We start from the raw sequence: 14589 nt of genomic DNA, 5'->3' as shown, positions 1-14589 counted from the left end.
TGCTCGAGAAGCATAAAATTTTTGCGTTGACTTTTAATTTTTTGAATATTAAGCTAAAAATCGTAAAAAATTATTTGCGTCTTTGGCAACCCAGATTGGCAATTGGTGCAAAAAGGGGATGGGTTAATGAAAAAGGATATTAATGCTGGTTGGGCACTTTTGCCTTTTGCAATAATGATTATAGCTATGCTAATTACAGTAGTTGTGTTAGAGCAAAGCCCTCACGTACCACTTATTATTGGAACAGTTGTAGCATCCATCGTTGCCAAAATCCATGGATTTAAGTGGACAGAAATTGAGGAAATGATGTATAAGGGGATACGTCTAGCTTTACCTGCAATTGTCATTATTATTTTAGTAGGTTTGACAATTGGTGCATGGATTGGCGGTGGCGTCGTAGCCACAATGATTTTTTATGGTTTAAAATTAATTTCCCCAGCTTGGTTTTTAGTAACAATAATGCTGTTATGTGCTGTTGTGGCACTAGCGATTGGTAGCTCATGGTCGACGATGGCAACAATCGGTGTTGCTGGTATGGGTATTGGTTTAAGTATGGGCATTCCGGCAGCGATGATTGCTGGGGCAGTTATTTCGGGTGCATATTTCGGTGATAAGATGTCACCGTTATCTGATACAACCAATCTCGCAGCTGGTTTAACAGGCACAAATTTATTTGAGCATATTAAGCATATGCTTTATACAACAATTCCAGCTTTAGTTATTTCAGTCATTGCATTTGGAATAATGGGAAGAAGCTTTGCAGATATCTCGATGAAATCAGAAAATATTTTAACAACACTAAAAGTAATGGAGGAAAGCTTTGTTATTTCTCCTTGGTTATTGCTTGTACCAGTTGGTGTAATTGTATTGGTAGCGAAAAAAGTCCCTGCAATTCCAGCTTTAATTGTTGGAATTATCTCAGGATTCTTACTACAAATCTTTGTGCAAGGTGGCACACCTGCAATGGCCGTACATGCTTTACAAGAAGGATTTGTCATTTCAACTGGCAATGAAATGGTGGACGAGCTATTTAACCGTGGTGGCTTAGATTCAATGATGAATACGGTTTCAATGACAATTGTGGCCATGACATTCGGTGGGGTGTTAGAATATTCCGGCATGTTAAAGGCGCTTATGAATGTTGTTGTGAAGTTTGCTAAATCTACAGGAAGCCTAATTGCTGCAACGATTGCCGCATGTTTTACAACAAATGCTACATGTTCTGAGCAGTATATTTCAATTGTTGTACCATCACGTATGTTTGCGAATGTTTATCAAGAACGTGGTTTGCATTCGAAAAATCTATCTCGTGCGTTAGAAGATGGGGGAACACTAACTTCTGTATTCGTCCCATGGAATACTTGTGGAGTGTTTATTTTAGCGACATTAGGTGTAGGCGCAATGGAATATGCACCATATGCAATTCTTAACTTTACAGTACCTATTATTTCAATTATTTATGGATATATCGGATTTGCCATTGTTAAGCTAACACCAGAAGAAATAGAAGCAGCAGAGAAGCACAAAAAAGAGCAAGAAATGGATGAGGCTAATATGGTCATGGCTGACTAATTCCAGAGACAAAAATTTCGCTCTTCTGATAGCTAACTATAGTCTCGCGGATGCAAAAGCATCTGCGAGAACTATAATTTAATAGGTTGCAAAGTTCAATTCATATATTGTGCGTGGGCGACCTTGTTGGTGAGTCATTTCTTCACCAACTATTTTAGCATAGCCGTGATCTACTAATTTTTTAATAATGCGCTCTGTTGTTCGGCGTGTAACTTGCAGATATTCTGAAAGATTATGTGATGTAAATTGAGCGGATTGTCGCTCTCGGCTAAAATGAATAATTTTGGAAATGTTTAATGGACTTAAGCTTGTTTGCTTTGCCATTTGTAAAACGTAGGGATCGTCAGTTTTTAAAGCTAGCTTTACTTCCGAATTTGGGAAGGGACCAAGTAAGTTTTTATGTTCATCTAGAATATAAATTTCACAAGGCTTCGCAAATGTTAATGCATTCTTGGCATTTTGGTTAGCCTCAAAAATGGAGTGACCATAACCAAATGCTAACTTAAATGGCTTATCCGTTTGCTGTAATAAGTTCTGCAAGTCATCTTTTTCAAGTGCCTTTTGCAAATGCCCAGCTGTCGTATAAAGTTCAAAAGCGTATGGCGTAATTTGTTTATACGTTGAATGAGTAGCTGTAGTTATTTGCGTTAACATGTTAGAGTCTATAGGTTTATTTTCAGGAGCTTCTAATAGCCCAACAACAGCTTTAACAGATTCGGATTTTGTAAGAAGTGATTGGGATCTCGTTTCTTCTAAGCATTGAATAATGGAGTTAGCTGCATCTAACATGCGCATTGCAGGTATTTGAAGAGCCTGTAATTCATCAAACACACTATGAATACTTGTTATGACAAAATCAATGCTTTTAGCTTCCCATAAAGCTATATGATACTGCAATATAGATTGAGTAGGTTTAGTAATAGATATAGGCTGAATATACGGTTTTGGACCACGATACTCTATTTCTGTTAGAACATTTTCTACAATATCTGGATTCATAACATCAATGGAAATTCTATTTAAAGGTACAGCGTGATTTGCTATAAGCGATAATAAAGTAGTGGAAATTGCCGTCTCATCTTGTTTTATATAATTCCAAGGTATGGGCATCTCTGACAGTGCAGATTGGGCATGTAAATAGGGCAACGTTCCCCCGAACAAAAGTGCATCACATGGCTTAATTTCCTTTAACAAAACGGATGCCTCTGTAGGTTGCTTGTAAAGGTAAAAATCTATTTGAATATTCTCTATGTTTTGTGCGATACTATTTATACGCTTCATAAATGCTTTAGAGCAGATAACCGCTATTTTAGTAGACATAGGCAACGTTCCTTCTTTATTTTTTTAAATGATTAACGACGTATTAACGACAACTATATTATACAGGAGACTGATAAAAATGAAAATCCAACAAGTAGAAATTTTTGCAATTCATTTACCACTTATTGATCCATTTATCATCAGTTATGCTACATATGATACAATGCCTTCTATTATTTTGAAGGTGACGACAGACACAGGTATTGTAGGCTATGGTGAAGCAGTACCAGACGAGCACGTGACAGGGGAGACGTGGGAGAGCACGTATGCTGTATTAAAGAACCAGCTTGCTCCTGCGATCATTGGAGATAATCCAATGGCCTTTGAAAAACTTCACGATAAATTGAACAAAATCGTGAAGGATGTGCCAGCAGCGAAAGCAGCGATTGACATTGCTTGTTTCGATATTGCGGGGAAAGCGTTACAGGTTCCAGTGTACCAACTACTAGGTGGACGTTATCATGAGAAATTCCCGATTACACATGTACTGAGCATTGGAACACCTGAGGCGATGGCAGAAGAGGCGGCGAACCGTGTAGAGGTGGGCTATCGATCATTTAAAATGAAGGTAGGGACAGAGGTAGCGCGTGACGTTGCTCGTATCAAAGCGGTGCGTGAACGTGTTGGTGAAGACATCGCAATTCGTGTAGATGTAAACCAAGGATGGGGCAATGCGTCAACAACATTGCAGGGCTTACGTGCATTAAAGGATTTAAATATCGATTGGTTAGAGCAGCCAGTAGACAGTGAAGATATTGATGGAATGGTAGAAGTGAAGTCAAAATCGGATGTATCATTAATGATTGATGAAGGACTTCGCGGTGTACGTGAAATGCGCGAAATTATTGCAAAGCGTGCTGCAGATAAAGTAAATATTAAATTAATGAAATGCGGTGGAATTTATCCAGCTATGAAACTAGCAGTTATGGCTGAAATGGCAGGCATTGAATGTCAAATCGGTTCAATGGTAGAATCATCAGTTGGCTCAGCAGCTGGATTCCATGTAGCATTCTCTAAAAAAATAATGACAAGTGTAGAATTAACAGGTCCTCTAAAATTCTCTAAAGATGTCGGAAACTTATACTATGATGTTCCATTTATCTGTTTAAATGAAAAACCAGGTTTAGGTGTAGACGTAGATGAAGAAATCCTAAATGAATTATGTAAATTCTCAACAGTTGTAACAGCCTAAGGAGGCGGCGAAATGGAAAAGATTTATGAAGGTATGCTCGGTGAAACGCCGTTTTTTGTTACAACATTAAACCTTCAGCATTTGCAAGAAATTGAAAAATTACAGCTTGAGGTTTATGCATCCTTAGCAGACCAAAGTATATTACAGCCATTAAGCACGGAGGAATTTGATTATATTTTAAAGGGAAATGGCATGATGATAGGTGCTTACGTAGGGGATGAGTTAATTGCCTTTCGCGCACTTCTAAACCCACCTATCGATGATGAGCACCTTGGCTATGATTGTGGGATTACCGAGGATGAATTTCATCGAGTTTTATATCAAGAAATATCAAACGTCTCCCCAACATATCGTGGCTATGGATTACAAAAAACATTAGCCCGAGTTGTCATGGGCCATATTGATTTAGAAAAATATGATTATGTATGCTCAACAGTAAAGCCCTATAATATCCCGAGCTTAAAAGATAAATTTTCTCAAGGATTAATGATAAAGGGATTAAAGATTAAGTATGTAGATAAGCTACGATATATTTTCTATAAAGACTTGCGACAAGAGCTACCAATCTTTACAGAAAAGAAATCGATATCGATGGACGATACAGTCGGTCAACAACAACTTTTAAAACAGGGCTATACAGGTACATCTATGTTTGAGGATCAAAATGATTGGTTTGTCGTTTATGAAAAATAAATAAAAGAAAAAAGCTTTACCTTGTCGACAAAAGAATAATATATAAATGAAGGTGTATCAATAAACAATAGTTGATTTTCATTCCGAGTTGGCGCTTTCCGCTCAAGCTAATCCCGCAGGAGTCGCCACTCTCCGTGAAAAATCAACAGCTCCTCATCACTAGTATGAGTGACAAGCTGATCCAAAATAGTATTATAGCCATGATTAAAATAACAATAAAGTTAATTAATTTTAAAAGCTCAAACAAGCACAACCCCGTTCTAAGTTTAGGACGGGGTTAAAAATATAGTTGTTTAATTTTCGATGTAAGATATTTAACTACACTAACAATAGCGCCCGACCCGATTAATTACATTGAAGTAGTGTTTAGTTATTAAATTTAGAATTGATTATCTCTCCATCAGTTGTTTGGACCACTAGTGGCTCAACAATTTTTTCTAGACCTATCTTTATAAAGGGGAGTCCAGTTTCTTTTCCCTTATCGCCGACCTTAACTGTAATTTCGGTGTTCCCTAAGGTCTTTACATCTTTTACTTCCAGATGCTTTCCTTCATATTTCTCGCCTAATTGAATATGAATTTGTTTCATTCCTTCAGAAATTGTAGATACCTCGTAGTAGGAGGAAGTATCGTTACCTGCCGCTATAACGCCTTCTTCATTGATCCAATAACCTTTATCTAAAGTGATCGTCCAACCAATAATAGCAAAAATAAGGACTGGGACTATAAATAAGATTGATTTATCCACTTTATTAAATTCAGACTGTTTTATACCTTTCATGAAAGGAAGTAACGACGTCCCGCCTATGGCAGCTGTCAAAATGCCTACTCCAATAATTCCAAAACCCATCCCTTCAAAGCCTCCCACTTTGAACAATCCGTACAGGACAGTAAGCACAGCAATTAAAAATGTCACAATTGGAGCCAAGTAGAACTTTCCTGTTTTTTTCAAAGCTATTAAAGTAAAAAGGAAAATACATGCGCCTAAAATGAAACCAACTAAAACTATCATTCCCAATTCGTTCACCCCATGTATTAATATAAAATCGATATCAGTGTGTCTAAAAAAAATATAATCCCTAAATCAAAAAGAATCGAGAGTATAATCCATCTTTTGGCAAAAAAAACAATCGTGAATACTGATAAAAAAATAGCCGCTGGGAAATAGAACATGAAAGTGGCACTTTTGATATATTCAATGGCCGCATCAGCAGACAGTTCCCAGTTGTAAAAATGAAAAGAAGAATATAGGATATAAAATAAAATGAGAGCTCTAATGGAAATAAATAACCATTTAAGGCCGTGATTAAACTGAACTAATTTCTTCAATGGCTTTATTTCTACTTCTTCACTCAGTTCTAACATCGGATAATTCCCCTCAGCTAATTCATTAAATAATTGCCTACACTCACTACAGTTTTGAATATGTTCCAAAACCACTTCTTGTGTTTCCTGTTCTAGCTCATCAAATACAGAGATTAACTCCCGTGAAAGAATATGAATCTTTTCGGAATCTTCCATCTTTTTCACCTCTTTCTAGCCAACTGCTTTCTTATTCTAAATATCTTGGATTTTAATGTAGGGATAGGTATATCCAAAAGTGTACTTATTTCTTGGTAATCATAACCATAATGAAACTTAGCTAAAAAAATGGCCTTATCACTCGTCGATAAATAACCTAATGTAGTTATAATTTGGGAATTTATGATTGCCTTTGATTCGGGTGTTTGATTATCAATTAATAAGTTTTCAATTACACTTTCATCATGAAACAGCTCTGGTTTTCTTTTTTTGTAATGATCGAGAAGTGTATTTTTGGCTACCTTTACTAACCAACTTTTCATATAAGTAACTTCTTGAATTTTTGATGGATCTGTTAAGATTTTTGCAAATACCTTTTGAATGATGTCATCGGCTACGTCATAACTTTTAGTTAATCCAATTAAAAAATTCCGCAAATATGTGTAATGCTCCTCGTAAATCTCTTCAATCACCTCAAATGGATTTCGATTAATCATTTTTATCCTCCGTAAGATGTCGCGCACTAAAGAGACGACTCAATTTGGAAAAAGTTTTAACTTTTTTTAGTAATAGTAAAAAAATAAAAAGAATCCAGTTTGAATAGAAAATTGATCAAAATGGATTCTTTTTCATATGAGAGGTAAGGCTTTTTTATTTCATCGGGCAAAAGCCACAAGCCATTAAACCGGGTATATCTTTAGAAAAACAACATGATTTTCGTACAGGAACGTTCACTAAATCAGTTGGGCTTTGACCACCTGTATAATGTGCCCACCACGACTTGTTGGAGAAACGAGCCCATGTTTTAGGGTCTTCTAAAGCTTCAATGTCTTCCATCGCTTGATCGGCTAGACCAGGATTAGAAAGCAATATGTGATAGTGCCAAAGTAAATAGCCAAAGAAATTCTCCCAAATAGTGAGAGGGGAAATAGATGTTACTTTACGAAGCTGTTGAACGATAACATGCCCATCATAAAGAATCTTCTCAATAACTGCCTGACGTTCATCCTCATCTACATAACGCCAATCATTTGGGTTAACAAACATTGCGACTGTAAAGCTGTTGAATTCTTTTGCTGCATCAAAGCGAAGCTCGATCGGTTTACCGTTCCACACCTCGTCATAAGCAGCAAGCATGTAAAGTTGCATAGCGAAAAACATACCGTAGCGGCGTGCAAAATGAGAAATAGCGGCTGTTTCCGTTGCTGCATCTGTAATACCCATCATCAGATTTAAAAAATCAGGATGGTAAAAGTCTTTATGTATATCAGCTAATGTAAATAATGTACGCTTTGGTTCTGTCGTATAAATGCTATAGGAATTCAATTGACGAACTTGATCCATCGTTAATGCTGGCATTGTCATCACCTTTTCTTTCAATCATCTGTTACGTTTATTATAAATTAATAATTTTTGCTTCACAAATGGAATGCAATATAGTAAAATACATTAAACATATCTGAAAGGTAGGTTTTAAAATGTCACAGCCGCATGCAATTCCAAGGCCGCTCGTTCGACTCAATCAATGGACGATTCTTTTAAGCGTTATCCTAACGTGGGTAACAGGTGTCTTTTGGATTTTAGCCATTCCTTTAGTAGCAAATTTACTAGGCGTTTTATGCAATTTTAATCCCATTATTCGAGTAGGGAAGCTGTTTCTAAAAAAGGCTCCGTCTACATATATACCAGAGGATGCGCAACAGCAAAAATTTAATTCGAGTATTGCCAGCTTTTGTTTAGCGGGTGGATTTTTAGGTTATTTGCTTAAATGGCAGGTGGTAGGCTATGTCTTTACGGGAATGGTTGCTGTAGCTTCTTCGATAGCAATTGCAGGCTTTTGTATAGGTTGTTTTCTACATTTTCAACTAAAACAATGGCAGTATCGTCGTTCGCTGAAGAAGGCATTGTGACATAAATTCCTTTCAGAGGAAAGAAATTTTAAAAAAACTTTAAGAAATTTTCAGATTAATGTTGACTTTTTAATTGATAATGATTATCATTATCGTATAAAGATTATTCCTCGTCTACAATACAGTGTAGAGAGGATGAACTTTAGCTACTTTTCTCCAGAAGTTTGCTAGTTCATGATAACGCTCCTAAAACCCCCCTCATTTTTTGGGAACGTAAAATCTCTCGACGACTCACTCCATTGTGATTGAGTCGTCTTTTTTTGATAGAAACTGCAATTGTTGCCAAAGATATGATTTTTATTGGAAGTTGAATAAGTTTTCGATAAAAGCCCAAATAGTTTCGATAAAACGAGATTTTGTTTCGATAAATGCCTAAATAGTTTCGATAAAATGAGATTTTGTTTCGATAAAACGTAATTCTGTTTCGATAAACATATAAATTCCTCCAAAAAAGCAGCCCACTATGTGTGAACTGCTATGAAGAGGTGGTTTGTTGAACAGCACTTTTTTTCCCTAGTATCATCGTATAGTAGCTATGTAACAGCATACCAAAGATGATGACACCTAGACCCGCGAGAGCAATTGGATTTGGGAATGCAATGCCGAGTAATAATACTTCACCAATAATGACAAAGAGTATTTCAGTCGATTGTGTTGCTTCAACTGCTGCAAGCTTGCCCTGATGATTGCGAACACGGTCAGTCGCAATGAAAAATAAAGTTGTCGCGATGACACCAGAGCTTATACCTACAAGCAACGATTGCATCACTTGGCTGAGCGAAGGAAGCCCGACTGTTGCCATTGCATAAATGGCCATAATAATCCATGCGGGCATCGAGGCGATGGTCATTCCAAGAACTCGTTGATATGTATCGATGCGCCCTCCACAGATGTCCATCATTTTGCGGTTACCAAGAGGGTAGGCAAATGCAGCAATGACAACAGGTAAAATGCCAAGCATTAAATTTTTAAATGGAACTGATTGTGCCTGTGGTATTTGAATAAGTAAAATGCCGACTAAAATGACACATGAAATTAGTAATGAAATAAGCGGTACTTTTTGACGTACTGTTTTCCCAGCCACTACTGAAACAAATAGGGGAGCTAGTAATACGCCAGCGACAATAGTAAATTGCCACGTTCCAGAAACGAGCCAGCCAGGACCGAATGCTGCTGCAAATGTCAGTGGTGCATAGAACAATACGAACCCAACAAAGCTCCAAAGCAACCAAGCTACAGGCTGTGCTTTTATTTCACCTGATAGTTGGGAAAAGCCTTTTCGATAGAAGACGATAACAAGTAAAAATGGTAGCATGAAGAAATAGCGTAGGGATGCACTCCATAGCCAGCTACCTCCTTGCATCTCCATTGCATGATTCAAAATAAATGTAACGGCAAAAAAAAGTGAAGCTAAAATGCCCAATGCAATTTCTTTCATGGAAGTCACCTCAATTCGGGTTTATACCCCAAATCCCTTTATGTAATTTGAAAATTCAGTTATTATATTTGAAAAAATTACGAAGAAGGAGTGAAGCCTTCTTCGTAACTAAAAACTATTTTGCTTGTTGTTCAAATAGCTGCACAATTTCAATAATCACTTGTGTCGCTTTTTCCATTGTTTCTGCAGATACATATTCGAATTTACCGTGCATGTTTTCACCACCTGCAAAAATATTTGGTGTTGGTAAGCCCATGTAAGAAAGCTGTGAACCATCAGTACCGCCACGGATCGGTAGTGTATTTGGAGTAATATCTAATTTTTCCATTGCTGCTCGAGCAATGTCAACGATTCCTTTTACAGGCTCAATTTTTTCGCCCATATTATAGTATTGATCTTCAATTGTAATGCTTAAAGCATCCTCGCCGTATAGGGCTTTAATTTTTGCTGCAGCATCAAGCATTAATTGCTTTTTCGCCTCGAACTTTTGACGGTCATGGTCACGTACGATATAAGAAAGCTCAGTATGCTCGATAGCACCTTTGAAGCCCATTAAGTGGATAAAGCCCTCATAGCCTTCCGTTTTTTCTGGTACAGCATCAGTAGGCATTTCATTTTGGAAGGCGATTGCCATTGTGATGGCATTGACCATTTTATTTTTCGCAGAACCAGGGTGCACACTCGTACCTTTTGTCACAACCTTTACGCCTGCTGCATTAAAGCTTTCGTATTGTAGCTCGCCAAGTGGTCCGCCATCCATTGTATAAGCATAGTCGGCACCAAATGCAGCCACATCAAATTTATGAGGACCACGGCCAATTTCTTCATCAGGTGTAAACGCTACACGCAATTTACCATGTTTAATAGAAGGAGTGTTTACTAGGTATTCCATAGCCGTCATAATTTCTGCGATACCAGCTTTATCGTCAGCGCCTAATAATGTAGTACCATCTGTTGTAATTAACGTTTGACCTACATAATTTTTAAGTTCAGGAAAATCAGTTGGCGACATCACTAGACTTTCGTTGAGCTGAATAGCTCCACCATTATAGTTGTCAATACGCTGTGGATTAACGTTGGTGCCAGTATAATCTGTAGCAGTATCCACATGTGCTAAAAAACCAATCGTTGGAACTTCTTTATCAGTGTTTGCGTCGAGTGTCGCAAATAAATAACCATTTTCATCTAATGTAATGTCAGTTAAGCCTATTGCAGCAAGTTCATCTTTTAGTACATGCAATAAGTCAAATTGTTTTTGTGTTGAAGGAGTTGTTTCGCTTGTGAAATCAGATTGTGTATCAATTTTTGCATAACGAATTAAACGCTCGATTACTTGTTCTTTCATAAGTATGGCCTCCTAATGTGTATGTTTAAATTATTGTAACACTTTACTTCGGATTTCGGAATATTGAAAGATACTTAACGCAATAAGTATTTGGGCACTATAATATGTCAACATAATGACCTCGTGTGAAAATGATAAAGACATAACAAATTTATTAATAGCTAAATAGGAATCTGATACGATAAATAGCAGAGCTCCAATCGTTGCCAAGGTGGAACCTGTTCGAATCGCAGTCCAACCCATCGTTAATATGACCGAAATATAAGCAATTACCGCGAAGCCAAGTACGACCTCTCCTGAAGAAAACACTGTACCTGCAATCCACACAGCCATACTTGCCCCGTAAACGAGTAATGCAATCTTCGCCCAAGTCGGTACTTGACGTTCATTAGTGGAAGAGAAGGCAAGGATATAAAAAATATGTCCGATTAAGAAGCTTGTTAGCCCAAAGAGAAACCACTGTAGCGTATAGTCACCGATCATACAAAACACAAGTCCGATGACAATCAGTAGCTGATACTTTTTAATGCCCAAATTTTTAGGTGTAGCGGCTAAAATAATGATTAATAGCATTGGAATGACTTTAAAGATAAGTATCAGGCTTTCTGTAATATGGGAAAAGAAAAAAATATAATAAAGACCAAACAAAATAATAAACGTTAATAAAATTTTTTTAGACAAATTTCTCATCTCCTTTTCTTTGAAATTCTTTATCTATGTTAAAATTTCCTTTATTCAGATTTTCTTTTTTGACGAAAATACACAAAGGGGTTACTCTACTCATCATCTTATGTATGAAACTTTTTTAGTATGTAGCCGTAAATAAGTAGACAGTAAGCTAAGAGAGGGTGAATGAAATGACCAAGCTATTAATAGCTTCGGCAGTCATTGGACTAATTGCGAGTGTTTTATTAACACCGCTTATAACGAAAAAGCGAGAAGATGGAAAATCCAAAAAGGTAATTGGATACTTTTTCATAGGTATATTTGTACTAGGATTTTTAGCTACTGGTATAACGGTATATGTGACAAAAATGGATGTAAACTGGCTTGCTTTTTGGCCTGCTATTATTCTATTAACATTAGGCGGCGCGCTTCTTGCAAGTGGTATTGAAAGAAAAATAAAAGGTGTTTTATTTTTAGCTAGTTTAGGTGTTGCGGTATACGTATTATCAGCGCCTTTATGGAATGCGAACGAAAAATTCAAATCAGCTGAAATGAAGGAAGAGGTTGAAATAAAACCATTCGATGAAACACAAACACCAGCTAGTGTTCCTCCAAAATTTGCGCGCAATAAGATGAAAAAGGCGTTCGGGCAAGTACCAAATACAAGTTATTATGAGCTAGGCCGTTTACAAATTCAAAAAGTGAATGGTGAGTATGTATATATAGCACCAGTTGAGTTTTCCAGTTTCTTTAAATGGATGAATGGTAGTACGACTCCTGGTTATTTTATTATGAGTGCAACGGATTCAGCAGATAATCCTAAATTTGTTGAGCAAGAAATGAAGTATGTTCCTTCTGCTTACTTAAATGCAAATTTAGAGCGTCATATACGTTTACAACATCCACTCCTTATTTTTTATGGAGATGTACAGCTTGAAATAGATGATGAAGGCAAGCCATATTACATCCGTTCATATGGTGAATTTATTTCAGGACGTAACGGCTTCGATGTAAAAGGGATAGTGCTTGTAGATGCGCTGACAGGAAAATCAGAAGTTATCAAGCTAGAGGATATCCCAGAGTTTATTGATGGGGCTGTTTCTCCTGAGACAGTAAGCTTACAGAATAGCTATTTCGGTAATTATGTTCACGGATTTTGGAACAGTAAGTTTGGTAAAAAAGATGTAAAACTTCCTTCTGATGAGGGAACAGAGTCAAATGTCAGCCCGATTTTTGACGAGAAAGGTGATATGTATTATTTCACAGACTTTACGAGTCCTAAAGAGGGTGTGGATTCAATGCTTGGCTATTCTTTAACAAATGCTCGAACAGGTAAATCAACCTATTATACAGGGAATTTAGATTCTTCTTATATGGATTCACAAGGTAATTTGCAAATTATTGAGAAGAAATTTATAGAGAAAAAATGGACCGGAGAAATGCCAGTATTGTATAACTTTTACGGTGAAGCTAGTTGGCTAACAGCGGTACTTGATTCAAATGGTTTCTTGCAAAATTATTTCATCGTATCTGCGGCAAATCCTGAAATTTCCGTTTATGCGACAACTCCTAAAGAGGCATTAAAATTATATAAAACAGCCTTAAGTCGAGGCGGAACTACGGTTGAAGGCAGCTCACATGCAGAAGAAAAAAATGCTAGTGGAAAGGTGCTTCGCGTATACAAAGAACGTCTCGGTGACTTTACAGTTGTATCATTCTTATTAAATAACGGGGAAAACTATTTAGTAAGTGCAGAAACAGAACCACTTGCAATTTATTTACAAGAAGGCGATGATGTCATTCTTACTTATGGTGATACAGGTGAGCAGTTCTTGCCAGTTCGATCACTGATTATTAAAGGATTACAATAGAAGAAAAATAAAAAGACGATCTAGTAGTACTACGCTACGAAGATCGTCTTTTTTATGTTGGTTGAGACTCCATATAGTAAAGCATCTTTTCTTGGTGATTAGTATAAAGTGTCTTTGCATGATCATTTAACGCAAATATTTCATGCCTGTACCCTTGAAGTAATTTATGTTCATATTCAAAAGTATAAGAATCTTTGTTTTCTAATATATGCGCTAATAAAAGTGCATGTAACACAACGACCTCTAGATTTTGTGTATTTGTAATGAATTTTAAGTTGAGGATGGTAGTGTGGGAAACGAATTGATTAACATAATCAATAGCATCCTTATAAACAGCTAAGTCGATATGTGGTTCAAGTCTTTTTCTTAATAATGTACAATCATTGTTTAAGTCTTGAATTTTTAAAAATAAACCTCTTACACTTCGCTTATGTTGTTGTTCTAAGGTACGAGCAAGATGTTTATTAACATAGGACATTTTTATATAACTCCTTTCCGTATCGTGGTCATCTATTAGTATTAATGGAATTATATGAAAAGGAAAGAGTCTTTTTGTTTAATTTATACTTAAATTTAACAAAACGATAGGGCATTTCCCTCATTCAGTATAGTTTAGTTTGGACGCTGCCATTATACCGAATTTGGGGAGGTGCCTGTTCTTTATTGTTTTAGAACCCTTGATATTTAGGGGATTAATTTATGAAATTAACTCGGTTAATATATAGGAAGCTTTTCAATGAAATAAAAAGGTGTAAAATTTTATTAGAAAAAGTATTGACCTTTTTAAATTAAGAGTGTAGTATTATAAAAGTCGCTAAGACATCTACTGAAAACAATCAAATTAAATAAAATTAGTTGTTGACATAAAATGTGCGACATGATATTATATAAGAGTTGCTGCTGAGAAAACAGCGACGAAATGAACCTTGAAAACTGAACAAGCAAAACGTAATCAATAAAGTTTTTAGTAGCTAACCTTGAGTTAGTGAACGAAACAAAATTTTGGACATCAAACATGATGCCAGCAAAACAATTTGAGCTAATCAAATTTCTTTTTATGGA

At 36.5% G+C, this 14589-nt stretch carries 14 protein-coding genes; 5 read left to right on the top strand and 9 right to left on the bottom strand.

Translation table 11 applies throughout. From position 1 onward, the window contains the following. Positions 1-126: 126 nt before the first annotated feature. Complete coding sequence (gene nhaC, locus AN161_RS18490) at positions 127-1572, top strand: Na+/H+ antiporter NhaC (protein ID WP_053595818.1); 1446 nt, start codon at positions 127-129, stop codon at positions 1570-1572. A gap of 78 nt (positions 1573-1650) precedes the next feature. Here the strand turns inward: nhaC and AN161_RS18485 are convergent, their stop codons facing one another. Then, complete coding sequence (locus tag AN161_RS18485) at positions 1651-2892, bottom strand: hypothetical protein (RefSeq protein WP_053595817.1); 1242 nt, start codon at positions 2890-2892, stop codon at positions 1651-1653. Positions 2893-2971: 79 nt separating this feature from the next. Here AN161_RS18485 and AN161_RS18480 point away from each other — a divergent pair, with 79 nt between their 5' ends. Both AN161_RS18480 and AN161_RS18475 read left to right on the top strand, forming a co-directional pair. Next, a complete protein-coding gene (locus AN161_RS18480; protein ID WP_053595816.1) occupies positions 2972-4084 on the top strand; it encodes a dipeptide epimerase in 1113 nt (370 codons plus the stop codon). 12 nt (positions 4085-4096) lie between these two features. Further along, complete coding sequence (locus tag AN161_RS18475; protein ID WP_053595815.1) at positions 4097-4777, top strand: hypothetical protein; 681 nt, start codon at positions 4097-4099, stop codon at positions 4775-4777. A 366-nt stretch (positions 4778-5143) separates the two neighbouring features. On the opposite strand, the gene AN161_RS18470 is transcribed toward AN161_RS18475, so the two are convergent. The 4 genes from AN161_RS18470 to AN161_RS18455 form a co-directional block, all read right to left on the bottom strand. Continuing rightward, positions 5144-5788 (bottom strand): hypothetical protein, encoded by a 645-nt coding sequence (locus tag AN161_RS18470; protein WP_053595883.1) that lies wholly within the window; start codon positions 5786-5788, stop codon positions 5144-5146. 23 nt (positions 5789-5811) lie between these two features. After that, positions 5812-6297 (bottom strand): hypothetical protein, encoded by a 486-nt coding sequence (locus AN161_RS18465; protein ID WP_053595814.1) that lies wholly within the window; start codon positions 6295-6297, stop codon positions 5812-5814. Positions 6298-6302: 5 nt separating this feature from the next. Further along, a complete protein-coding gene (locus AN161_RS18460) occupies positions 6303-6794 on the bottom strand; it encodes an RNA polymerase sigma factor (protein ID WP_053595813.1) in 492 nt (163 codons plus the stop codon). Between the two features lie 154 nt (positions 6795-6948). Further along, positions 6949-7656 carry a hypothetical protein gene (locus AN161_RS18455; RefSeq protein WP_053595812.1) on the bottom strand — a complete coding sequence of 236 codons (708 nt, stop codon included), beginning with the start codon at positions 7654-7656 and terminating at the stop codon, positions 6949-6951. Between the two features lie 119 nt (positions 7657-7775). On the opposite strand from AN161_RS18455, the gene AN161_RS18450 reads away from it, so the two are divergent. Then, complete coding sequence (locus AN161_RS18450) at positions 7776-8207, top strand: DUF4395 domain-containing protein (protein ID WP_053595811.1); 432 nt, start codon at positions 7776-7778, stop codon at positions 8205-8207. 475 nt (positions 8208-8682) lie between these two features. Here the strand turns inward: AN161_RS18450 and AN161_RS18445 are convergent, their stop codons facing one another. The 3 genes from AN161_RS18445 to AN161_RS18435 all read right to left on the bottom strand — a co-directional run bounded on the left by AN161_RS18445 (position 8683) and on the right by AN161_RS18435 (position 11680). Continuing rightward, positions 8683-9645 carry a multidrug resistance efflux transporter family protein gene (locus AN161_RS18445; RefSeq protein WP_053595810.1) on the bottom strand — a complete coding sequence of 321 codons (963 nt, stop codon included), beginning with the start codon at positions 9643-9645 and terminating at the stop codon, positions 8683-8685. 115 nt (positions 9646-9760) lie between these two features. Next, positions 9761-10990, bottom strand: coding sequence for a peptidase T (gene pepT, locus AN161_RS18440; protein ID WP_053595809.1), 1230 nt, complete (start codon positions 10988-10990; stop codon positions 9761-9763). A 30-nt stretch (positions 10991-11020) separates the two neighbouring features. Continuing rightward, positions 11021-11680, bottom strand: coding sequence for a lysoplasmalogenase (locus AN161_RS18435; protein WP_241774600.1), 660 nt, complete (start codon positions 11678-11680; stop codon positions 11021-11023). 167 nt (positions 11681-11847) lie between these two features. Between AN161_RS18435 and AN161_RS18430 the strand changes: the two genes are divergently transcribed. Then, entirely contained in the window at positions 11848-13527 is a 1680-nt protein-coding gene (locus AN161_RS18430; RefSeq protein ID WP_053595807.1) for a hypothetical protein, read from the top strand. Between the two features lie 52 nt (positions 13528-13579). On the opposite strand, the gene AN161_RS18425 is transcribed toward AN161_RS18430, so the two are convergent. Beyond that, positions 13580-14005 carry a hypothetical protein gene (locus AN161_RS18425; protein ID WP_053595806.1) on the bottom strand — a complete coding sequence of 142 codons (426 nt, stop codon included), beginning with the start codon at positions 14003-14005 and terminating at the stop codon, positions 13580-13582. Between the last annotated feature and the right edge of the window lie 584 nt (positions 14006-14589).

This window comes from Lysinibacillus sp. FJAT-14222, from assembly GCF_001278875.1.
Taxonomy (GTDB): domain Bacteria; phylum Bacillota; class Bacilli; order Bacillales_A; family Planococcaceae; genus Lysinibacillus; species Lysinibacillus agricola.
The sequence above is the reverse complement of the archived record's forward strand: the minus strand, read 5'-3'. Positions and strand labels throughout refer to the sequence as shown.

Coding starts and splice junctions, on each gene's coding strand:
- AN161_RS18470 (WP_053595883.1), bottom strand. CDS start 5,788: ATGATAGTTTTAGTTGGTTTCATTTTAGGCGCATGTATTTTCCTTTTT.
- AN161_RS18435 (WP_241774600.1), bottom strand. CDS start 11,680: ATGAGAAATTTGTCTAAAAAAATTTTATTAACGTTTATTATTTTGTTT.
- AN161_RS18475 (WP_053595815.1), top strand. CDS start 4,097: ATGGAAAAGATTTATGAAGGTATGCTCGGTGAAACGCCGTTTTTTGTT.
- AN161_RS18455 (WP_053595812.1), bottom strand. CDS start 7,656: ATGCCAGCATTAACGATGGATCAAGTTCGTCAATTGAATTCCTATAGC.
- AN161_RS18445 (WP_053595810.1), bottom strand. CDS start 9,645: ATGAAAGAAATTGCATTGGGCATTTTAGCTTCACTTTTTTTTGCCGTT.
- AN161_RS18430 (WP_053595807.1), top strand. CDS start 11,848: ATGACCAAGCTATTAATAGCTTCGGCAGTCATTGGACTAATTGCGAGT.
- pepT (WP_053595809.1), bottom strand. CDS start 10,990: ATGAAAGAACAAGTAATCGAGCGTTTAATTCGTTATGCAAAAATTGAT.
- AN161_RS18485 (WP_053595817.1), bottom strand. CDS start 2,892: ATGTCTACTAAAATAGCGGTTATCTGCTCTAAAGCATTTATGAAGCGT.
- AN161_RS18465 (WP_053595814.1), bottom strand. CDS start 6,297: ATGGAAGATTCCGAAAAGATTCATATTCTTTCACGGGAGTTAATCTCT.
- nhaC (WP_053595818.1), top strand. CDS start 127: ATGAAAAAGGATATTAATGCTGGTTGGGCACTTTTGCCTTTTGCAATA.
- AN161_RS18450 (WP_053595811.1), top strand. CDS start 7,776: ATGTCACAGCCGCATGCAATTCCAAGGCCGCTCGTTCGACTCAATCAA.
- AN161_RS18480 (WP_053595816.1), top strand. CDS start 2,972: ATGAAAATCCAACAAGTAGAAATTTTTGCAATTCATTTACCACTTATT.
- AN161_RS18460 (WP_053595813.1), bottom strand. CDS start 6,794: ATGATTAATCGAAATCCATTTGAGGTGATTGAAGAGATTTACGAGGAG.
- AN161_RS18425 (WP_053595806.1), bottom strand. CDS start 14,005: ATGTCCTATGTTAATAAACATCTTGCTCGTACCTTAGAACAACAACAT.